The sequence below is a fragment of the Enterococcus sp. 22-H-5-01 genome, assembly GCF_050310005.1.
Lineage (GTDB): Bacteria > Bacillota > Bacilli > Lactobacillales > Enterococcaceae > Enterococcus_A > Enterococcus_A hailinensis.
The window spans coordinates 193,358-215,171 of sequence record NZ_CP189993.1; the positions used below are offsets into that span (position 1 = coordinate 193,358).

Annotated in this window: 19 protein-coding genes; 18 read left to right on the forward strand and 1 reads right to left on the reverse strand. The window is 32.8% G+C overall.

Features of this window, described 5'->3' with window-relative positions:
* Positions 1-10: 10 nt before the first annotated feature.
* The 7 genes from ACQKTA_RS01000 (at position 11) to ACQKTA_RS01030 (ending at position 6,497) form a co-directional block, all read left to right on the forward strand.
* Positions 11-784, forward strand: coding sequence for a glycosyltransferase family 2 protein (locus ACQKTA_RS01000; RefSeq protein ID WP_427813867.1), 774 nt, complete (start codon positions 11-13; stop codon positions 782-784).
* A 119-nt stretch (positions 785-903) separates the two neighbouring features.
* A complete protein-coding gene (gene rfbA / locus ACQKTA_RS01005; RefSeq protein WP_427813868.1) occupies positions 904-1,773 on the forward strand; it encodes a glucose-1-phosphate thymidylyltransferase RfbA in 870 nt (289 codons plus the stop codon).
* An 11-nt stretch (positions 1,774-1,784) separates the two neighbouring features.
* Positions 1,785-2,357 carry a dTDP-4-dehydrorhamnose 3,5-epimerase gene (rfbC, locus tag ACQKTA_RS01010; RefSeq protein ID WP_427814489.1) on the forward strand — a complete coding sequence of 191 codons (573 nt, stop codon included), beginning with the start codon at positions 1,785-1,787 and terminating at the stop codon, positions 2,355-2,357.
* A 21-nt stretch (positions 2,358-2,378) separates the two neighbouring features.
* On the forward strand, positions 2,379-3,407 hold the full coding sequence (gene rfbB, locus ACQKTA_RS01015; protein ID WP_427813869.1) for a dTDP-glucose 4,6-dehydratase: 1,029 nt from the start codon (positions 2,379-2,381) through the stop codon (positions 3,405-3,407).
* Between the two features lie 78 nt (positions 3,408-3,485).
* On the forward strand, positions 3,486-4,331 hold the full coding sequence (rfbD, locus tag ACQKTA_RS01020; protein WP_427813870.1) for a dTDP-4-dehydrorhamnose reductase: 846 nt from the start codon (positions 3,486-3,488) through the stop codon (positions 4,329-4,331).
* A gap of 21 nt (positions 4,332-4,352) precedes the next feature.
* Positions 4,353-5,183 carry a glycosyltransferase gene (locus ACQKTA_RS01025; protein WP_427813871.1) on the forward strand — a complete coding sequence of 277 codons (831 nt, stop codon included), beginning with the start codon at positions 4,353-4,355 and terminating at the stop codon, positions 5,181-5,183.
* Positions 5,184-5,327: 144 nt separating this feature from the next.
* Positions 5,328-6,497, forward strand: a complete 1,170-nt coding sequence (locus ACQKTA_RS01030) for a nucleotide sugar dehydrogenase (protein ID WP_427813872.1) — start codon at positions 5,328-5,330, stop codon at positions 6,495-6,497.
* A gap of 117 nt (positions 6,498-6,614) precedes the next feature.
* Here the strand turns inward: ACQKTA_RS01030 and ACQKTA_RS01035 are convergent, their stop codons facing one another.
* Complete coding sequence (locus tag ACQKTA_RS01035) at positions 6,615-8,384, reverse strand: sulfatase-like hydrolase/transferase (RefSeq protein WP_427813873.1); 1,770 nt, start codon at positions 8,382-8,384, stop codon at positions 6,615-6,617.
* A gap of 342 nt (positions 8,385-8,726) precedes the next feature.
* On the opposite strand from ACQKTA_RS01035, the gene ACQKTA_RS01040 reads away from it, so the two are divergent.
* The 11 genes from ACQKTA_RS01040 (at position 8,727) to ACQKTA_RS01090 (ending at position 21,799) form a co-directional block, all read left to right on the forward strand.
* Positions 8,727-9,524, forward strand: coding sequence for an ABC transporter permease (locus tag ACQKTA_RS01040; protein WP_427813874.1), 798 nt, complete (start codon positions 8,727-8,729; stop codon positions 9,522-9,524).
* Entirely contained in the window at positions 9,525-10,766 is a 1,242-nt protein-coding gene (locus ACQKTA_RS01045; RefSeq protein ID WP_427813875.1) for an ABC transporter ATP-binding protein, read from the forward strand.
* Between the two features lie 122 nt (positions 10,767-10,888).
* Positions 10,889-13,984 (forward strand): rhamnan synthesis F family protein, encoded by a 3,096-nt coding sequence (locus tag ACQKTA_RS01050; protein WP_427813876.1) that lies wholly within the window; start codon positions 10,889-10,891, stop codon positions 13,982-13,984.
* Positions 13,981-15,561, forward strand: a complete 1,581-nt coding sequence (locus tag ACQKTA_RS01055; RefSeq protein WP_427813877.1) for a DUF2142 domain-containing protein — start codon at positions 13,981-13,983, stop codon at positions 15,559-15,561. Before ACQKTA_RS01050 ends, ACQKTA_RS01055 begins: the two co-directional genes overlap by 4 nt.
* Before the next feature lie 16 nt (positions 15,562-15,577).
* Entirely contained in the window at positions 15,578-16,825 is a 1,248-nt protein-coding gene (locus tag ACQKTA_RS01060; RefSeq protein WP_427813878.1) for a glycosyltransferase family 4 protein, read from the forward strand.
* A gap of 82 nt (positions 16,826-16,907) precedes the next feature.
* Positions 16,908-17,696, forward strand: a complete 789-nt coding sequence (locus ACQKTA_RS01065) for a glycosyltransferase (protein WP_427813879.1) — start codon at positions 16,908-16,910, stop codon at positions 17,694-17,696.
* Between the two features lie 28 nt (positions 17,697-17,724).
* Positions 17,725-18,456: a glycosyltransferase family 2 protein gene (locus tag ACQKTA_RS01070; protein ID WP_427813880.1), complete on the forward strand. Its 732-nt coding sequence runs from the start codon at positions 17,725-17,727 to the stop codon at positions 18,454-18,456.
* Positions 18,456-18,812, forward strand: a complete 357-nt coding sequence (locus ACQKTA_RS01075; RefSeq protein WP_427813881.1) for a DUF2304 domain-containing protein — start codon at positions 18,456-18,458, stop codon at positions 18,810-18,812. Before ACQKTA_RS01070 ends, ACQKTA_RS01075 begins: the two co-directional genes overlap by 1 nt.
* Positions 18,809-19,909: a glycosyltransferase gene (locus tag ACQKTA_RS01080; protein WP_427813882.1), complete on the forward strand. Its 1,101-nt coding sequence runs from the start codon at positions 18,809-18,811 to the stop codon at positions 19,907-19,909. Before ACQKTA_RS01075 ends, ACQKTA_RS01080 begins: the two co-directional genes overlap by 4 nt.
* Positions 19,902-20,900, forward strand: a complete 999-nt coding sequence (locus ACQKTA_RS01085; protein ID WP_427813883.1) for a glycosyltransferase family 2 protein — start codon at positions 19,902-19,904, stop codon at positions 20,898-20,900. Before ACQKTA_RS01080 ends, ACQKTA_RS01085 begins: the two co-directional genes overlap by 8 nt.
* Positions 20,897-21,799 carry a glycosyltransferase gene (locus tag ACQKTA_RS01090; RefSeq protein WP_427813884.1) on the forward strand — a complete coding sequence of 301 codons (903 nt, stop codon included), beginning with the start codon at positions 20,897-20,899 and terminating at the stop codon, positions 21,797-21,799. The genes ACQKTA_RS01085 and ACQKTA_RS01090 overlap by 4 nt, the downstream gene beginning before the upstream one ends.
* Positions 21,800-21,814: the final 15 nt, after the last annotated feature.

Sequence of the window (21,814 nt, forward strand, 5' to 3'; positions counted from 1 at the left end):
GAGGTAGGGAATGAACAGACAGTCTAACATGCAAGTTTCTGTTTGTATGGCAACGTACAATGGTAGGCATTTTATTGAAGAACAATTGAACAGCATATTCCCACAACTTTCTGCTGAAGATGAGTTGATTATTTCCGACGACCATTCAACCGATGGGACGTGGGAATTTTTATTAGCTTTAGCAAAAAGAGACCCAAGAATAAAATTGTTTCAAAATGACCAGCAAGGATTAATCAAAAATTTTGAAAATGCAATCAAACAAAGTACAAAAGCACTTATTTTTTTGTGTGACCAAGACGATGTTTGGCATAAAGATAAAGTTGAAACCACTGTTCGCTATTTTGCTGATCCGAAGATCCAAGTCATTGTCTCTGATTTGATCATTGTAGATAACGATTTTGAGGTATTGATACCTTCATATCAAGCGATGCGCCATACACGTCCAGGTTTCTGGGCTAATCTTTTGAAGAGCAGTTATATCGGTGCAGGGATGGCTTTTCGATCAGAACTAAAAGCCGTTATTTTACCGATTCCTAAAGAAGTACCGATGCACGACATGTGGATCGGGTTGCTAGCGGATTATCATAAAGGTGTTAAGTTCATTTCAGAACCATTGGTTTATTACCGCCGTCATGGTTTGAACGCTTCAGAGATCGAAACAACGGCTTCTCGCATGCAACAATTCAAATGGCGTTGGGATGCTTTTCAATTAGTTCGAAAAAGAGTAAAAGAAATCAAAGAAAAACAACAAAAACATTTTTCTAATAACAAACATCAGGTATAATAAGTTCGTATGCTTTTAAAGAATACCGATTTAAATAGTAATAAGATCAAAATGCTAATCGCATTTGATATTTTTGCCAGCAGAATCGGAGCACATTATAATGGATAAGGAGCGTAAGTATGAAAGGAATTATTTTAGCAGGTGGCAGTGGGACACGTTTATATCCACTGACTAAAGCAACGTCGAAACAATTAATGCCGGTTTATGACAAACCGATGATTTATTACCCAATGTCTACTTTGATGTTAGCGGGGATCAATGAAATCTTGATTATTTCTACACCGCAGGATACACCACGTTTTGAAAATCTTATTGGAGATGGTCATGAACTAGGAATCCATATCGAATATGCGGTACAAGAAAGTCCCGATGGATTGGCTCAAGCCTTTATCATTGGAGAAGACTTTATCGGCGATGATAGTGTCTGCCTAGTACTTGGAGACAATATCTATTATGGAGATGGCTTATCTCGGATGTTGCAACGCGCTGCGAAAAAAACAGAAGGTGCAACAGTCTTCGGCTATCATGTAAATGATCCTGAACGTTTTGGTGTGGTTGAATTCGATGAAGAGATGCGTGCCGTATCGATCGAAGAAAAACCAGAAGCACCAAGATCAAATTACGCGGTTACTGGCTTGTATTTCTATGATAATGAAGTTGTTGAAATCGCCAAAAATATCCAACCATCTGAACGTGGCGAGTTAGAAATCACTGATGTCAACAAAGAATATTTGCAACGCAATAAATTATCAGTTGAAGTGATGAGTCGTGGATTTGCTTGGTTAGATACTGGAACCCATGAATCATTATTAGAAGCGTCAACGTTTATCTCAACGATCGAAAAACGTCAAAACTTAAAAGTAGCTTGTTTAGAAGAAATTTCTTATCGAATGGGCTACATTACAAAAGAACAATTAGTTGAATTGGCACAACCATTGAAGAAAAACCAATATGGCCAATACTTATTACGTTTAGCAGAAGAGGAATAGACATGGGGAAAATCAAAGTTACAGAAACAAATTTAACAGATGTAAAAATTATTGAACCAGCTGTTTTTGGTGACCACCGTGGTTTCTTCACTGAAAGTTATTCAGAAGAAGATTTTAAAGCAGCCGGTATCGAACATAATTTTATTCAAGACAATCATTCATTATCGACTCAACCAGGTGTTTTACGTGGACTACACTTCCAAAAAGGAAAGTCAGCACAAACAAAATTAATCCGAGTTGTTTCTGGTGCAGTTCTTGATGTGATCGTGGATATCCGAAAAGGCAGCCCGACCTACGGTAAATGGGAAGGCTATATCCTTTCAGAACATAACCACCGTCAATTATTGGTTCCTCGCGGTTTCGCTCATGGTTTTGTGACATTGACACCAAATGTGAACTTTATGTATAAATGTGACAATTACTATGATGCGGAAGCAGATGGCGGAATCTCATTTGCGGACCCAGATCTTGCCATCGATTGGCCGATCGATATCGAAAAAGCTATCACATCAGAAAAAGATGCCAAACAACCAACATTGAAAGAATTTGAAGCTGAAAATCCTTTCGTGTACGGTGAAATTTAAACAAACTAGGAGCAAAAATAGATGAAAAATATTATCGTAACGGGTGGAGCTGGCTTCATCGGCTCTAACTTCGTTCATTATGTAGTTAATAATCATCCAGAAGTCCATGTAACGGTTTTGGATAAATTAACTTATGCTGGAAATAAAGAAAACTTAGCGGGATTACCGGAAGATCGTGTAGAATTAGTTGTCGGTGATATCGCTGATGCTGAATTAGTAGAACGTCTAGTACAAAAAACAGATGCTGTCGTTCACTATGCTGCAGAATCCCACAATGATAATTCATTGAAAGATCCATTCCCATTTGTTCAAACAAATATCATTGGAACGTATACATTGATTGAAGCGTGTCGTAAAAATAATGTTCGCTATCATCATGTTTCAACTGATGAAGTGTATGGCGATCTTCCGTTAAGAGAAGATTTACCAGGGCATGGTGAAGGTGAAGGAGAAAAATTCACTGCTGAAACACCCTATAACCCTTCAAGTCCTTACTCATCAACAAAAGCGGGGTCAGATTTACTAGTGAAAGCTTGGGTTCGTTCATTTGGTTTACAAGCGACGATCTCAAACTGTTCAAATAATTATGGACCTTACCAACACATTGAAAAATTTATTCCACGCCAAATCACGAATGTCTTAAGTGGTATTCGTCCAAAACTTTACGGCGATGGAAAAAATGTCCGTGACTGGATCCACACAAACGACCATTCTTCTGCTGTTTGGGCAATTTTGACTAAAGGCAGAATCGGCGAAACGTATTTGATTGGCGCGGATGGTGAAGAAGATAATAAAACAGTGATGGAAATTATCTTAGAAGAAATGGGTCAACCTAAAGACGCATATGATCATGTAAAAGACCGTGCAGGTCACGATTTACGTTACGCGATCGATTCAAGTAAATTACGTGAAGAATTGGGTTGGAAACCTGAATTTACGAATTTCCGTGCTGGGATGAAAGATACCATCAAATGGTATACTGAAAACGAAAACTGGTGGCGGGCTGAAAAAGAAGCAGTTGAAAGCAATTATGCGAAAAACGGCCAATAATATTAACTAAATGAGGCAGGTGCATCCTGCCTTTTTTTGAGAAATAATAGATTGATAAAAAGTAAGGAGTAGAGATAAATGATCTTAATTACAGGTGGACAAGGACAATTAGGAACAGAGCTACGCCATTTACTTGATGAAAGAAAAATCGAGTACGTGTCAACGGATGCTGATCAATTAGATATCACAGATAAAGAAGGTACATATAAATTTATTACTGAGATGAAACCAGAATTGATTTATCATTGTGCCGCTTATACTGCAGTCGATAAAGCTGAAGAAGAAGGCAAAGAATTGGATGAAAAAATCAATGTCGAAGGCACCCGTAATGTAGCAGAAGCTGCGAAAGCTGCAGGCTCAACCTTAGTCTACATCAGTACCGACTATGTTTTTGATGGAAAAAAACAAGATGGTATGTACAAAATCGATGATATGACAAATCCATTAAGTGAATATGGACGGACAAAACTTTTAGGTGAACAAGCTGTCCAAGAAACAATGGAAGACTACTATATTATCCGTACTTCTTGGGTTTTCGGTATCTATGGACACAACTTCATTTATACCATGCAAAATTTAGCTAAGACGCATGATCGTTTAACAGTTGTGAACGACCAATTCGGCCGTCCAACTTGGACCCGGACATTAGCTGAATTTATGACCTTTGTAATTGCAGAGAAAGCACCATTTGGTGTTTATCACCTATCAAATGAAAATAGCTGTTCATGGTATGAATTTGCGAAAGAGATCTTAAAAGAGACAGATGTAGAAGTTGCACCTGTAACTTCAGCGGAATACCCACAAAAAGCAACACGCCCACAATATTCAATCATGGACTTAAGTAAAGCCAAAGCATTAGGCTTTGAAATTCCAACATGGCAAGAAGCATTAGCCAGTTTCTTAGAATTAGAAGCGAAACAATAAGAAAAAGAAAGTGAGAGAAAGATGTTCGAATTAATCGTCGTTTTGTATAACATGACTTACTCAGATTCGCCAACGATCAATAGTTTGAATAAATTGCTCACTTCCGATTTTTTTCCTGAGATCCAAAAAGTATTGATTTTTGATAATAGCGATCAAGTGGCACAGCCAAGTGGCTTAGAAGCACGTTTTGTTTATCAACATAGTCAAGAAAATGTTGGTTTAGCTAAAGCTTATAATTATGCGATCAAGCAACGAGGGCAGAGGACTGAGTGGTTGCTGACATTAGATCAAGATACTCAATTAACTAACGCTTACTTGAAAGAAATGCTTTTAAAAGCAAAGACATTGCCTGAGAAAGTCGTTGCGATTGCTCCAGTGATCATGGATCAGCAGCAACAAATCTCTCCAGTTCGCAGTGATGCGTTGCGTCCATTACATAAAGAATTGCCCCAAAGTGATCAAATATTCTCTAGTGATATCATGGTCATCAATTCAGGTACAGCTATCCGCATCGATTTTTTACTTCAAATCAACGGTTACAATGAAAAATTTCCGTTAGACTATCTCGATCATTGGTTAAGCTGGAAAATTTTTGCAGAACAGCGGCAACTATACAACTTAAAAACTATTTTGCAGCATGAATTATCGGTATTGCATTATGAGGAGCTATCAGTTGAACGCTATCAATCAATTTTGAGAAATGAAGCAATTTTTTATAATGAATTCAATGTACGATTACTAAGAGACTATCATCGACAATTATTTGTTCGGGGAATGAAACAAGTATTTTTACGAAGATTTTCAATAGCTAAAATTACTTTTTCCTTTTTGATCTACTCTAAAAATAAATAGCTAAAAATATAAATTTTAGCTATTTATTAGGAGCCTTAAATTTAACAGTATAAAAACTTGCGAAATTAAGGTGTTAGATGTAATCTGAGCTAATAATGAATGAATAGTTTAATCAAAAGAACATGTCTAGAAAGAAGTGTAAAAATGACAAAAGTATCTGTCTTTGGATTGGGTTATGTAGGATTAGCTAATGCATTGCTATTATCCCAAAAAGAACAAGTAAAAGCTTATGATATTGTTGACGCAAAAATTGAAGCGTTAAAAAATAGAAATTCTCCTCTAGAAGATAAAGAAGTTCATGAATTTTTAGAGCGTGATGACTTAAGTATTGAATTTACGAAAGATTTTGCTGATGCAGTAAAATTTGGTGATTTCTTGATTATTGCAACTCCAACAGATTATGATGAAAATAAAAACTATTTTAATACGTCTACTGTTGAAGATGTAATAGAAAAAGCACTGGCGATTCGTTCAGATGCTACTTTTGTAATTAAATCTACAGTTCCTGTTGGTTATACAGAACAAATAAAGAAAAAATTTAATACGGATAATATTGTTTTCTCTCCAGAATTTTTACGTGAAGGAAGAGCTTTATATGATAATCTACATCCATCTCGTATTGTGGTTGGAGAATGTTCTGACCGTGGTCAAAAAATTGCTGATATGCTAAAAGAGAATGCACTTGAAGAGGATGTAAATATATTATTGACTCATTCAACTGAAGCAGAAGCTATTAAACTGTTCTCCAATACGTACTTAGCATTGCGAGTAGCCTATTTCAATGAATTGGATACCTATGCAGAATCTCGAGAATTGAATTCTCGTCAGATTATCGAAGGCGTAGGATTAGATCCACGGATAGGTTCACATTATAATAATCCTTCGTTTGGTTATGGGGGGTATTGTTTACCGAAAGATACTAAACAATTGCGGGCTAATTATGAAGATGTTCCAAGCAATATCATTGGTGCTATTGTAGATGCAAATACAACACGGAAAAATTTTATTGCTGAACAAATATTAGCAAAAAATCCTAAAATAGTGGGTATTTATCGTTTAACGATGAAAGCAAATTCAGATAATTTTCGTTACTCATCAATTCAAGGAATAATGAAACGAATTAAAGCTCATGGTATTGAAGTTGTTGTATATGAGCCAACTCTATCTGAAGAGACTTTCTTCAATTCTAAAGTAATAAAAGATTTTGATGAATTTAAAACTATATCTGATGTTATTGTAGCAAATCGCTTTGAAAGTGCTTTGGAAGATGTAAAAGATAAAGTTTATACTAGAGATATATTTGGAAAAGATTAGTAGCTTTAATAGGGATCACGTATGTGATTCCTGTTTTTTTTTAGTCTATAAAAAAATTAATACAAATTTTTAGAACAGAAAAGAGGATAGAAAATTTTTTCTATCCTCTTTTCTGTTCTATTTTGAATTTAATTGATCTGAACCTTGCATAATTTTTTCTTCATAGTATGGAGATCTACGGCTTAATTCCGTTGAGAATTCATTTAAACTAATTTCTTCAGGAATTGTTTTTTCATTAGAAAATAGATTTGTCCCTAGTCCTAAATGATTTCCTGGTATTTTAACTCCTAAAGCAGCTAAAGTAGAAGGATACAGATCCATTGTAGTGAACGTTCTATTTTTAGCTTGTTTAGGATCCACAGCACTATTTAAAAATAGATTGAAGACGGTTCTAGTGTAGTTGCTTTCAATATTTTTAAAATAGTTTGGATCCATACTTAAGTGATCACCAGAAATAACGATAGTAGTATTATCATAAAATGATTGTTGCTGAATCCATTGAATGAATGCCCCGAGCATTTGATCAGAAAAATGGATGACATTACTATATTGTTCAGAATAAAGTTTAGGCGTGTTATCAGTCATCAATCCATCTGGAAAATGGGTATCTGCAGTTAACATAGTAAAATTGAAAGGTTGGTCTTTACTTGCTAATTCAGTAACAGTGTTTTGGGCAAATTCAAATAATTTTTCATCTTCATATCCCCACCAAACATGATAATCTTCAGGAATCCATTTCTTTTCTTTGGCGTAATTGTAATCTCTAATTTCATAATTTCCGTGTTGTTTATAATATTTGTCACGGCCGCTAAAGCTAGCATCCGACCCTAATAATAAAGTTTGGTTATAGCCTTCTTTTTCTAAGATGTCACCTAAAGTATAAGCTCCAGGCATAAAGTTTGAAGTATTCCCATATTCATTTTCATTATATCCACCCGAAACTTTTAAAGGGATTCCAGCTGACTGGGCAACCATTCCACCAACAGTAAATCCAACACCCGGAACTTGTTGAGATCCTCCAATCAAATCATTGTTAGAAAAGTTGGTACCTGCAGTTGAAGCTAAAGAAGTTAGATTAGGAAGTAAATTATCTTGTTCAGCGCCGCCTAATTCTTTTGAAGTATAAGTTGATTCTAGAGATTCAACATAAATATAAATCAAATTTCTTTTCTTTTGCGGAAATTCTAAGTTTACTGAAGCAGGATCTTTATAGTAGGTTTCATATAATTTAGAAGTTTCAAAAAAATATGCTTTCACTTCGGTATAACCAAATTGTTTGATTCCTGAAAAAAGCCCACCGCCTAAAATTCCGAGACCTAGTACAACCAACATGGTATTTTTTAAAATAATTTTAAGCCGATTTTTTTTGATATCACTCCGTGTTTGATAAGATTTCATAAAGATAACTTTGATTATACGAATAGAAAGTACGGTAATAAAAAATATAAGTAATGAAAAGAAAATCGACTTTAAAAGAGGGCCAAATAAAAAACTTTCTATTTGGCTAGAATCAGCCCCAGCCAATGGTTGGCTTAGAGTATAAACAATCTCATCTATACCAGCTTGACCAAAACGTTTTTTTGTCCAAATTGCACTGAAAGATGCCATTGCACCAAGAAAGACAAGAAGAAAATAAAATATATAGGTAATAAAAGAAATAATCTTATTAGTCGAATGTTTTACTTCATTCGAGTATAAAATTTGTTGAGTAATGTAGGTTAGGATGGAGAGAATTCCAGAGATAACTAAGCTAGAAAAAGCAAGATAAATAATTTTAGAAGAAGTAGAAAATGTATAAAGATCTACCAGTACTAAATTTTCAACTAATCGTTGTGTAATCAATATGGAACTAGACCATTGAAATAAGACTAGTAAGATTGCAGTCAACAATTTAAAAATAACGCTTTTTGTTTTTAATATTTTTAATAGTAAGAAAAAAAAGATAATCCCTATTATAAACATGAATGAACGGCCTCCAATTATTAATTAATCTAAATGTAACTAGAATTTAACTAATAAAATTTAACTAAAAAAGTGCGATAAGTCAAGTTTATAATATTAATAGCATAATTATAAAGAAAGGTTTATCTTTCTAAATTTACTATACTTAAAAATTGAATACCGGTTGTATAACGCTCTGAATTCACGTATAATTTTAACGGATTAAGTACTTTGTACAATTTTGAGATATCTTTTTAATAGGATATTAAATAAGGGGTAGATAAATCAGTGTTTGAACGTAAAAATCGTATTTTGTTAAAAGAGCTTGTAAAAACAGATTTTAAATTACGATATCAAGGTAGTGCAATCGGCTATTTATGGTCTGTATTAAAACCATTGATGCTATTCGCAGTAATGTACGTGGTATTTATTTACTTCTTACGTTTTGGGGCAGATGTACCGCATTTCGCTGTGGCAATGCTATTAGGAATGGTTTTATGGCAATTTTTTACGGAAACGACCAATTTAGGAATGATGTCAATCGTTGGTAGAGGAGACCTCTTAAGAAAATTAAGTTTTCCGACCCACATCATTGTAGTAGCAGTGTCCATTAATGCGTTGATTAATCTTTTGATTAATTTAATAATTGTATTAATCTTCGGTTTAATTAATGGTGTAGATATATCAAGATATGCATTTTTAACACCATTATTATTGATAGAGTTATATGCATTTTCTTTAGGGGTCGCCTTTATTTTAGCTACAGTATACGTGCGTTTCAGAGATATTGGACCCATATGGGAAGTTTTACTGCAAGTGGGAATGTATATGACGCCGCTTATCTATCCAATTACTTTGGTTATTAATGTTAATCAAACTATTGCTAAAATGTTAATGCTTAGTCCAATAGCGCAGATTATTCAAGATATGAGACATTTATTAACTAGTCCAGTTAATTTGACTACTTGGCAAATGATTCATAGAAATTGGCTAGTGGCGATTCCATATTTACTGCCATTTGTAGTATTAATCATAGGATTTTTAATTTTTGATAAAAATTCTAAGAAATTTGCGGAGACGATTTAAATGAGTAAAGAGATAGCGGTAAAAGTAGATCATATTGGTAAATCATTTCATTTACCAACAGAAAGTACATCGAGCTTAAAAAGAACAATAGTCAATTACTTTAAAGGAATTAAAGGATATCGTGAGCAACAAGTATTGAAAAATATTTCTTTTGAAGTAAATAAAGGGGATTTTTTTGGAATTGTCGGCCGTAATGGTAGTGGTAAATCAACGTTATTAAAGATTATTTCCCAAATTTATGTCCCAGAAAAAGGAACAGTAACTGTTAACGGGAAATTAGTTTCATTTATTGAATTAGGTGTAGGTTTTAATCCTGAGTTGACGGGAAAAGAAAATGTGTATTTAAATGGCGCATTATTAGGATTTTCAGTAAAAGAAATTGATTTAATGTATAATGATATTGTAGAATTTGCTGAACTTTCAGACTTTATGAATCAAAAATTGAAAAATTATTCTAGCGGAATGCAAGTTCGCTTAGCTTTCTCTGTGGCGATTCAAGCGAAGAGTGATATTTTAGTTTTGGATGAAGTTTTAGCTGTGGGAGATGAAGCTTTTCAACGCAAGTGTAATGATTACTTCATGCAAGCTAAGAAAGATTCTAAGACGATTATTTTGGTCACCCATTCAATGGAAGCAGTTAGAAAATATTGTAATAAAGCAATTCTCATTGATCGAGGAGAAGTAAAAGTTTTGGGAACTCCAGACGAAGTAGCTAATCAATATTCACTTGATAATGTTATGCAAAAAGGTACGGCAACTATTATTGAAGGTGCAGATGACAAAGAGTCCGAAGTAAGCACAACTGAAAAAATGCCAAAAGAAGATACTGTTATTGAGAATTTGAAAGTGGAACTTGTATCTGATGCGTTGATTGAGCATGGTAATCGTAGCGTAGAATTTGAGATTTCGTATAATGTATTAAAGGATATAAAAACCTATATAGCGTTTTCGATGACGGATATCGATCGGAATGTGTGGATCTATAATGACAATTCGTTAGAGTACATGACTTCAGGTGCTGGAATAAAAAAAATTCGTTATCGGTGCGATTTGGCAGATATTAATCAATGTAAGCTTCGTTTAGGTGTTTCAATCCGAAATGATTCAGATGAACCATTTGCTTTTTCAGATTCACAAGAGTCTCCAATCATTATTGTATCTCCAAAGCCAGAGCTGACAAAAAGTGAACGGATTTCTAGTAGTGGTGTATTGACTAGAAATGGAAGTTGGACGATTATTTAAAAAAATGAGCAGAGACTTGCTATATAGGCCGTAAGTTGCTTATTAGTAGGTCTCTAATTTAGATTTCAAGAAAATATCTTTAAATAGTGTATTTAAGGATAAAGATAAGGTGATATAAATAAATGGATAATACAGTTTCAGTTGTAGTAACTTGTTATAATCATGGCCAATATATCGAGCAATGTTTGAAAAGTATTTTTGCACAAACACATCAAAAAATAAGATTGTTGATAATCAATGATGGATCAACGGACAATTCTGAAACAATTATTAAAGATGTGATATCAGATAGTCCTTTCGAAGTAACAGAATATATCTCACAGGATAATTTAGGAATATGTCTCACTCGAAATAAGGGCTTAGAATGGAATGATAGCGAGTTCATTTTATTTGTTGATAGTGACAATTATTTAGACGACAATTATGTGGAGATTTTATTGGAAAAAGCGCTTCAAACTAAAAAGGATATTATTTATACTGATTTAGTGGATGCTGATTCAACAGAAATTTTTATGGCTTCGAAGCCTTATTCGTTTGAAGAACATTTACAATCCAATTATATCGATAACTGCTCACTTATTAGAAGTTCTAAAATTGGTGAAGTAAGATACGATTTAAATCTGAATCGTCGAAAACTCGTAGACTATGATTTTATATTAAATTTAGTCATTAATAAAGATGCGAAACCAGAACAGGCTATTGGAACAAAGTTGAATTATCGAATATTAAATGAGTCAATATCTAGAAAAGGAGATCATGGATCAGAAAAATTTTATTATGAAACATACCTGTATATTTTAAAAAAATATGTTTCAATTATATCTGACCAAGTGTTTGATGCTGTCGGGAAAAATCTAATGATCCTTGAAGATCGTTTAACAGAATTAATCGAGCATCTTAATAATGTGACAGATTATGTTCATTCATTAGAAACAACGAGAGACTATTTAACTAAACAATTAGATGAAAAAGATTCGTTGTATAAAACTGCGAAAGCTAGGATTCAAGATTTATCAGAAAAAGAGCAACTTGTAATCACTGAAAAGAGTGATCTCGATGATCAAGTTATCGAGATGAACGCTGAAATAAAAAATTTAAAAGTGGCTAACGATGACCTAGCTCAGCAACAAACTTTGATTTTAAATTCGAAGTCTTATCGATTAGGAAATGCTATTTTCAAGCCACTGAGGTATTCGGCTAAACTGGTCAAAAATCCAAGACTGCTAAAAGTTACTCTTCGCCGTTTTTTTATGGCAATAAAACGGCGAACATCAAAATTTCCAAGCCTTAAGGGAAGTGCATTGAGAACTATTCGAACTATTAATCGAATGAAAAATAATTATGATAGTCCTAAGCGGTTTTTAGTTTATGTAATTTATGAGAACCAAGATAAATTACAAGAATATAAATATATTTTTTTGAAAGAGCTAGCTGCAATTGTTGAAGATGTACTGATCGTAATCAATGGTGAATTACCTACAATTGATATTCAACGATTGAAAAAATTGGGTGAGGTTAAAAATCGAGAAAATAGTGGGTATGATACAGCTGCTTTTCGTTACGGTATCGAATACTTAGGCAAAGATAAACTAAAACAATATGATGAGCTTCTATTAGTAAATGATACGAATGTTGGACCGATGTCTGATCTGAATCAGACTTTTAATAAAATGGCGAACAAAAAACTAGATTTTTGGGGTATCTCTTATGGTGAATTTCAGCCAGATTTTACAGGATACAATCGCTACAATCATATTCCAGTACATCTGCAGTCGTATTTTCTGGTTATTGAAAAATCACTATTAAATTATGGTGGTTTTTATGATTATTGGCGTAATATAGGAGATACAGATTCTAGAGAAAAAGCTATTGGAAAACATGAAACAGTCTTTACAAAATATTTTGCAGATTTAGGTTTTAAACATGGGGCATTAGCATCAACGAACGAAGACAGTCCAATGTACATTCATCCATTAACTATGCTAAAAGATGGAATTCCATTAGTAAAATATACAGCATTTGCCAACTATGATAATGATAAGTTTACTTGGCAAGGATTAAAACGCGAGACTGAAGTACCAGCTTTATTGGAATATATTGAAAATAATACTGAATATCCTATGTCAGTAATTGATCAAATTATGTTTGATGTTAAAAATAAAGTAACTAAGCAACACATATTAATTATTGACGGGGTTGAAAATATTATTCCTCAGTTGACAACTTATCGTGTTAACAATAAGGCTGAACAACTTAAATCTCTGGGCTATGACGTTTGGACTATCCCATTATCAAGTTTTCAGATGGGTTATGCAGAGCATGCAAGTCATATTATTATTTATCGTGCGGGATACAGCGATAAATTAGCAGAGCTATGTTCTTTAGCCAAAAAATATCACAAAACGATCCTTTATGATATTGACGATTTAGTTATTGATACTCAATATACAGATCAGTTAGAATATACGCAATCAATCTCTAGTGAAGAAAAATTAAACTATGATGCGGGTGTTGAAAGCTATGGGAGAATGCTAAGTTTATGTGATGGAGCTATCGCAGCAACAACTCCTTTGAAGATTGAACTTAAAAAATACAAAGATTTAGTATTAATAAATCGAAATTTAGCGAGTAAGGAACTAGTAGACATTAGTTTAGAGCATGGTCATCAAGAATGTGATGGTGATATTGTAAAGATTGGTTATTTTTCAGGTTCTATCACTCATAATGAAAATTTTGAATTAATTAAACCAGCTATAAAAAAAATATTATCCAAGTACCCTCACGTAGAATTGAATTTAGTAGGCCATTTAGATGTCCCAAAAGATATGAAGCCTTTTAGTCAACAAATCAAAGTGCATGACTTTGTACCTAGAGAGCAATTACCTAAACTTATAGCGAACGTAGATATTAATTTAGCACCTTTAGTAGATTCAGTCTTCAATCGTGCCAAATCAGAGATCAAGTGGTTAGAAGCATCTTTAGTAAAAGTGCCGACAATCGCTAGTAATATAGGGGCTTTCAAAGAAATGATCATCCCTAATGAGACAGGTATTTTAGTTTCAGATGATCATTGGTATGAGGAACTTGAGAAAATGATTTTATCGAAATCGGAACGCAATGAGATAGCTAATAAGGCGTTTAACTTCGTTTTAGAAAACTGTACAACTTCTAATCAACAAGATGAATTAACTGAATTTATTAAGGATGGAAGAAAATGAATAGACTGTTGAAAAATGTCGTAGAATTAAAAAAAAATTATCTTCTCCTAGCGTTTGGTATCATTATCATGTTAGTTAGTCAATTTAGTTTACAATATAGAGCTGCATTATGGCCTAAATTGTATATGCTCATTGCTTTAATAGCTGGAATACTGACATTGTCTTTCAGTCGTTTAAGCAATCCAAAAAAAATAGCACGTAATGCTTTTGTAATGATTGTTTTTTTAGGGATTGCTAATGCGCTTATTTTACCAGTTAGACAAAATTTAGATGAAAATACACATTATTACCATGCATTACAAGTATCTGATGGTAAAATAAGAAATCAAGTAGATGAAAAAAATTTCTTAATGGTTTCACCTGACTTTTTAGCAATTACTAAACTGCCTAGCAAACCTGGATATGGTAGTAAAATAAATACAAATTTGTATAACAAAGATTTTTTGGCGTTAAAAAATTTACCGTCTGAATACAAGTCAGAATATGTTCATGTAGAAGGGTTCAATAACCCAGCTTATATCCCCAGTGCATTAGGTATCAAGTTTGGACAATTAATTAGTGGTAAGTTGGCTGTTTCATATTATATGGGAAGAATTTTTAACTTGATTTTTTATGCGATTTTGGTTTTTTTGGCTATAAAAATTAGTAAAAACTATAAAATTCAGCTTTTTGCTTTTGGTACATTGCCTTATACCTTATGGATTACGGCAGGGTATAGTTATGATTCATCTTATTATGGTTTAGTATTATTAGTGATTGCTCAATTTGCTAATTTTATAGATAGAACAAGTTCTATCACCATGAAAAAAATGATTTTTTATTGTTTTACTTGTTTCTTATTGGTATTTTGTAAAGCGCCAATGGTTTTACTAGCAGTGTTACCATTATTTTTACCAAAACGTTTTTTCAAAAATATCAAAACTTATATTAGTAGCTTTTTTGCGATCGGATTTAGTGGCGTGTTAGGCATTTTATGGATTGGACAAAATACTCTTTTAACTAGGCTAGGTCTAATTACGAAAAGAGCGGCAGAAGCAAATATGGCCGATGCAGATACAATTTCTAGATTGAGCTATTTTATCAATCATCCGATCTATACACTTGAGGTAGTGTTGCGGAGTCTTTCTGATGTGCTTGCAACGATCATGGGTTCTATCCAAAATCCACAGCCATTTCTTATGAAATCTGAAACATTGAGCTTTATTAATATCGTGGTGTTTTTATTCTTGTTAATTGTAATTAGTTTGCTGTTCCATAGTATTGTTCCTAAAACAGCATATCTAGGGATACTTGGAATATTTAGTGTTGTCACTTTAGCTGTTTTTTATGCTATAAGCGGTGATGATCGGGTATTCAAGTTAGGTGATTTAAATGTTTCAGGAGTGCAAGGAAGGTATCATTTCTATATACTGACTATGGTACCAATGTTTTTATCTCCAGTGTTGAATAAGGTATTTAAAACATTTGATGGAGAGACACTAGCTTTAAATGAAGAAAAACTTGTTTTACTAATATTTAAATTAGTATTCATAACTACATGGATCAATACATGCGTAGCATTATTTGGGTATCTATAAAAAGGGTGGTAGTGATGTGAAGACTTTGATTTTTGTTTCACCGACAGGGACATTTGATAATGGTGCAGAAATATCTATTTTTAATCTAATGAAATATTTGGTTTTTAAAGGATATCGTGTGATCAATTTGGCTCCAGGATCGGATTTTGATAATAAAAAAGAGTATCAGAAAAAGTGTCTTGATGAGGGAATCGAAATCCATTTTTTACCATGTATTAAATGGTGGTGGGAAGATGCCCCAGGGGGAATTGTTGGGACGGATGTTTCTAGGGCAACTTCATATCGAGAAAACATTAATTCGATTCGACATTTTATCTGGGAAAATAAAGCCGATATTGTAATCACAAATACTGTAAATATGTTTCAAGGTGCAATAGCAGCAGCATGTGAGAGTATCCCACATTTCTGGTTGATTCATGAATTTCCGGAAAATGAATTTGATTATTATTTGGATAAAGTCGATTTCATACAAGATTATTCGACAAATATCTATGCGGTAAGTGGAAAGCTGAATGATACATTAAATAAACACTTTACTAAAATGGAAGTTAAAAATTTCTCTCCATACACAGAAATCGTACCTACTAAAATTAAAAAGGCCACGAAACATAGGATCGTTTCTGTTGGTCGCTTAACTAAAAGAAAAAATCAGCTAGAATTAATCAAAGCCTATGAAAAAATGCAGCAAAAAGATCTTGAATTAGTATTTATTGGTGCTTGGGATGCTGATTATAAAAAAATCTGTTCAGATTATATTCATGAACACAAAATAAAAAATATCCGCTTTACAGGCAATCTTGACAATCCGTGGGCAGAACTAACGGATAAGGATATCTGTGTCTTTCCTTCCGCAATGGAGACTTTTGGATTAGTCTATGTCGAAGCTCTATTAAATGGCATTCCTGTAATTTTTTCAGATAATCCAGGCCATCTATCAGCTTATGAAATATTTGATTTTGGAGATCTTTATGAACAAGGAAATATTGATCAGTTGGTTTTTCTCTTAAAAGATTTATTAAACAATTTTGAGGAGAAAAAGAAAAAAGCTGTTAATTTTGTTTCTATTGCAGAGGAAAGATATCAAATTCAAAATGTCTATGCTACAATAATCAATGACTTAAAAAAACCAATAGACTATGAGCTAAATTCTATTAGGCATATCAAAAACTTATTAAGCCATAATGAGCGTAAAAGTAAGCTGGCGAGTCTTGAATTTAAAGTAAGATTATCGATCCAACGTTTAAAAAATCGTTTTTTTAGATAATTTTATCGTGAACTTATTTTGATTTGATCCTGATAGATATATTCAATCTATCAGGATTTTCTTTTTATTACGGAGGGGTTAGATGGAATTACTACATACTTTTATGATTTGTGCTTATAAAGAGTCTGATTATCTTGAAGAATGTATACAAACATGTTTAAATCAATCTTCAGTTATAGAAGGGGCATCCTGTGTTTCTTTATACACAAGTACCCCAAATCCATTTATTCAAGAATTGTGTGAAAAATATGGAATCAAAATGTTTTCTAAATCGGGTGGAGGTATCGGAAAAGACTGGAATAACTCATTGTCGTTTGTAGAAACAAACTATGCAACGATAGCCCACCAAGATGATGTATATTTGCCAGAGTATGGTAGTGAAATTATCAAGGCTTTTGAAAAACATTTAGATTCTAACATTGTTTTTACAGATTATTCTGAAATAGATCAAAACTCCAATCTACGTTCTCGAAATATCAATTTGAAGATCAAAACTAGCGGGCTTCATATAATGAACCTTCTTCCAACTAAGGGATATCAACGGCGAGTCTATGCCTTTGGTAATTTCATTTGTTGTCCAGCAGTATCTTATAATATGTCACGTTTGCATGATTTTAGCTTTGACGAATCTTTAAAAATGACCTTAGATTGGGATGCATGGGAACGAATAATGCGCCGAAAGGGATCTATACATTATATCTCAAATAAATTAATGTATCATCGTATCCATGAAGAATCTGAAACAACTGTAAATACAAATGATCATACTAGAGAAAAAGAAGAGCAAGCGATGTATCGTCGGTATTGGGGAAAAGGTGTTACCAATTTGCTAATGAAATTTTATATTTATAATCAAAAGAGTAATCAATAACGAATTTGAGAGTGGTAAGGATGGAGAAATGAAACAGAAAAGGATTTTGTTAATCATACCTGCGTATAATGAGGCTGAAGGAATAGTTGAAGTGATCAGAACTGTTGATGAGTATAGAAAGAAAACAGACTATGATTTAGACTATATCGTGATCAACGATGGCTCGACTGATAATGAAGAAGAAGTATTACAACAAAATAATATAAAGCATGTAGAGTTAGTACAAAATCTAGGAATCGGTGGAGCTGTACAAACGGGATATATGTATGCAATGCAAAAAGGGTATGACATTGCAGTTCAGTATGATGGTGATGGTCAACACGACATTGAGTCTTTACCAGAATTAGTAGAACCGATTCTTTCAAATGTAGCTGATTTTACCGTAGGGTCTCGTTTTGTAGCTGATAGTAAATCAAAATTCAAATCAACAGGAGCACGTCAAGCCGGAATTAAAATTCTGTCATCGTTGATCAGGTTTTCGTCGGGGGTACGAATAAAAGATGTGACAAGTGGTTACCGAGCTGGAAACAGAAAGGTTATTGAACAATTTGTTACACGTTATCCTAGCAAATATCCAGAACCAGAAAGCTATATGCATTTATTAGCTAATAAAATACGTGTAAAAGAAGTTGGCGTAAATATGTTTGAACGTGCAACAGGTGAGTCAAGTATCAACATATTGAATTCTATCAATTACATGTTGACCGTTTCATTATCAATATTATTTGCAACCATAATTGGAAAGGAGAAAAAGGAATAATGCCAATTCAATTACAAGTAATTGCGATTTTACTTGCGGTCGCTTATTTTATTTTAACGGTTCGGATGGTGAGAAGAGACCAGGCAGACATTCGTCAAATGGGCAAGTGGTTAGTATTGGCGTTTATTTTATTGATAGGAGCACTATTTCCAGCCCTTGCAACGAGAATTGCTAATATACTTGGAATTACAACGTTGACTTCATTAGCACTTTACACACTAACAGGGGTGTTGCTGGTATTTACTTTAATGCTACATATTTCTTTAATTAAATCACAACGTAATATAAAAAGATTAACACAAGAATTATCATTATTGAAAAAAAGAGTAGAAGACTCAGAACGGAATAGAAAATGAACGGTATTTTTATATCTCAAGACCTATCTCATGCTGAAGGAATCAACGAAAAAATATATAAGCAGATAGCAGAATTTCGAAAACAAGGGATTAATATGACGACTCATATTAATCCTAGACGAAATAACTGGCATCTATTTGTTAATGTAGTACCTTTTTTTTCCATTCAATATTTCAATACTAAAAATATCGAATGGAAAAAGTATGACTTTGCTTATATCAGAAAAGGTGCTATTTTCGATAGAAGTTTTATAAAGATGGTCAAACGTGCGAAAAAAGAAAATCCAGCAATCAAGCTGATTGTAGAGATCCCCACTTATCCGTACATAGATGAATTTCAGGGCATCTTAAAGTGGATTATTTCAAGTAAAGAAAAAATTTGGGTCCCAAAACTTGCTAAATATATAGATAAGAATGTGACATATTCAGATGATACCACTATCTATGAAATTCCTTCTATTAACATTTCGAATGCCTATGAATTTTTGGAAAAACCAAATCACAAAGACAAAGCAGATAGTACTGTCAATCTTGTAGCTGTGGCCTCTTTATGTTTTTATCATGGATATGATCGAGTAATAAATGGGTTGATCAATTATTATCGTAAAAATAATAAGCAGACTAAAGTACGCTTTACTTTAGTTGGAGACGGTCCCGTATTAAATGAGTATAAAAAAATAGTGAAAGATACTCAAATGGCTGAGTATGTTCAATTAGTTGGTAGAAAAAACCTAGATGAACTGGATGAATTTTATGCTCAAGCAGATATTGGCATTGACTCATTGGCTCGGCATAGATCAGGAGTTTCATATAATAGCAGTTTAAAAGGGAAAGAGTATCTAGCGAAAGGGCTACCGATCGTTTCTGGAGTGAAGACAGACTTAGATAACGCTGATGTCGATTTTTATTATCGAGTTCCTGCGGATGATTCCCCATTAGATATTGAGCGCATCGTTCAATGGTATGAATCACTACTAGCTAAACAAAGTCAGGATGAATTAAGCAATTTGATCTATACATACGGAAAAGAACATTTTACTTTTTCAAAAACATTTGAACCGGTAATTGATTATGTAAAAGGAGCTTGCAATGGATAATTTAGTAAGTGTCATCATCCCTATTTATAATGTTGAAAAATATTTATCAGAATGCTTAAACAGTGTGATACAACAAACATATAAAAATTTAGAGATAATTTTAATTGACGACGGTTCTACTGATTCTTCGAGTGATATCGCAAAAGAATTTGTTTTGCAAGATAAGAGAATTAAATTATTCATGCAAGAAAATGGCGGGCAGTCCAAAGCTAGAAATTTTGGTATTCAGCAGGCACAAGGTGATTTTTTAATTTTTGTAGATAGTGATGACTATATTCAAAATTTTCATATTGAAGAGTTAATGGATGTCATTAAAGAAAATGAACATTTGAAAGTCGTTATGTGTAAGTTTACAAAGGAAACAACTGATTTAACTGCAAAAAAATCAAATGACTATTCTATTTTTAGTAATTCTTTTGTCAAAATGATCAATTATCTGTATAAATCTAGCTACCCTGCGATGTCACCAACTTGTAAATTATATTGTAGAGAATTATTTAAAGAAGTTTACTTTCATGAAGGGATTATTTATGAAGACGGTCTATTTGCTTATGAAATTTTAGATCAAATAACTGAAATTGGGTTATTAAATAGTAAAAGCTATTATTATCGTACTGCTGAAAATTCTACTTTAACTAGTAAAATCAGTGTCAAAAATTTTGACGTCCTAAAGAAAAATGAACTCTTGAAAGAATTTTTTATAAAGAAATACCCTGAAGAGATGGATCATTTTTACCAAAAAGCGCTTAATTTAAATGATTCAATAGCGGTAAAATGTATACAAGATAGAGGTGACTTAGCTAAGTCACTTTTGAAAAAAATATACTCTCAAAATAAATTATATTCAAAGAACAATTTTCCTCGTAAATTATTGTATTCTAATAGTTTGTTTTACAAAACTTTTTTATATGCTATGAGTACGATCTATTCTGAAAGCAAGACAGGGGAAGATACTATGCTAAAGAAAATAATTGGAAAGGTCGTTAAATGACAATCGGAATTGTGATTTTAAATTACTTAGCCTACGAGGACACTATTGAATGCATCAACTCAATCAAAAAACAGGTATATCAAGATTATCATATCGTTTTAGTCGATAATGATTCAAAAAATGATTCTTTTAGAATTTTAAATGATCTATACAAATTGGATAGTAAAATAACTTTGATAAAATCAGCTGAAAATATAGGTTTTGCTAAGGGAAATAATTTGGGAATCGCCTATTTAAAAAAAATGGATATCTTTAACATATTAGTTATCAATGGCGATACGATACTTGATAATCCAAATTACCTTAATGAATTAGTTACGTTGGACGTTCCCCATGATGTAGCGATGATCGGGACCAAAATCATTAGTCGTGATGGAAAGAATCAAAATACATTACCTGTTTCATTAATTAATGGAAGTAAGATAAAAAAAACTAAATTTGAAAATCGATTATTATTTTTATTAGTAAAACTAAATTTAGTAGGAACGATAAAGCTGATATTATCAAAATTAGCGAAGAGTGAAATTGATTCTATTAAAGTAGAGGACGATCATGAATTGAAAGTGTTAGATCCTGAAAAAAATATGTTACATGGCGCAGCTATATATTTTACTGAAAACTATTTAAAAAAATATATTGGTTTTTATCCAGATACTTTTTTGTATTATGAAGAGGAATTGTTGGCGTTGCTGTGTAGAAAATTAGATTATAAACAAATGTATACATCTAAGATATCAATTTATCATAAAGAAGATGCTTCATCTGATTTACTTCATAAGACTTCGCGAAGTTCTTTATTGTTTAAGCTCAGAATAATTAAAAATAATATTTCTATTATGAATGAGGCAGTGAAGTTGCCGGTAAATAGAATTGCAGAGAAGGTGACTTCAAATGAATAATACGTTTGGGCTGGA

Coding starts and splice junctions, on each gene's coding strand:
- ACQKTA_RS01000 (WP_427813867.1), top strand. CDS start 11: ATGAACAGACAGTCTAACATGCAAGTTTCTGTTTGTATGGCAACGTAC.
- rfbA (WP_427813868.1), top strand. CDS start 904: ATGAAAGGAATTATTTTAGCAGGTGGCAGTGGGACACGTTTATATCCA.
- rfbB (WP_427813869.1), top strand. CDS start 2,379: ATGAAAAATATTATCGTAACGGGTGGAGCTGGCTTCATCGGCTCTAAC.
- rfbD (WP_427813870.1), top strand. CDS start 3,486: ATGATCTTAATTACAGGTGGACAAGGACAATTAGGAACAGAGCTACGC.
- ACQKTA_RS01025 (WP_427813871.1), top strand. CDS start 4,353: ATGTTCGAATTAATCGTCGTTTTGTATAACATGACTTACTCAGATTCG.
- ACQKTA_RS01030 (WP_427813872.1), top strand. CDS start 5,328: ATGACAAAAGTATCTGTCTTTGGATTGGGTTATGTAGGATTAGCTAAT.
- ACQKTA_RS01045 (WP_427813875.1), top strand. CDS start 9,525: ATGAGTAAAGAGATAGCGGTAAAAGTAGATCATATTGGTAAATCATTT.
- ACQKTA_RS01050 (WP_427813876.1), top strand. CDS start 10,889: ATGGATAATACAGTTTCAGTTGTAGTAACTTGTTATAATCATGGCCAA.
- ACQKTA_RS01055 (WP_427813877.1), top strand. CDS start 13,981: ATGAATAGACTGTTGAAAAATGTCGTAGAATTAAAAAAAAATTATCTT.
- ACQKTA_RS01065 (WP_427813879.1), top strand. CDS start 16,908: ATGGAATTACTACATACTTTTATGATTTGTGCTTATAAAGAGTCTGAT.
- ACQKTA_RS01070 (WP_427813880.1), top strand. CDS start 17,725: ATGAAACAGAAAAGGATTTTGTTAATCATACCTGCGTATAATGAGGCT.
- ACQKTA_RS01075 (WP_427813881.1), top strand. CDS start 18,456: ATGCCAATTCAATTACAAGTAATTGCGATTTTACTTGCGGTCGCTTAT.
- ACQKTA_RS01080 (WP_427813882.1), top strand. CDS start 18,809: ATGAACGGTATTTTTATATCTCAAGACCTATCTCATGCTGAAGGAATC.
- ACQKTA_RS01085 (WP_427813883.1), top strand. CDS start 19,902: ATGGATAATTTAGTAAGTGTCATCATCCCTATTTATAATGTTGAAAAA.
- ACQKTA_RS01090 (WP_427813884.1), top strand. CDS start 20,897: ATGACAATCGGAATTGTGATTTTAAATTACTTAGCCTACGAGGACACT.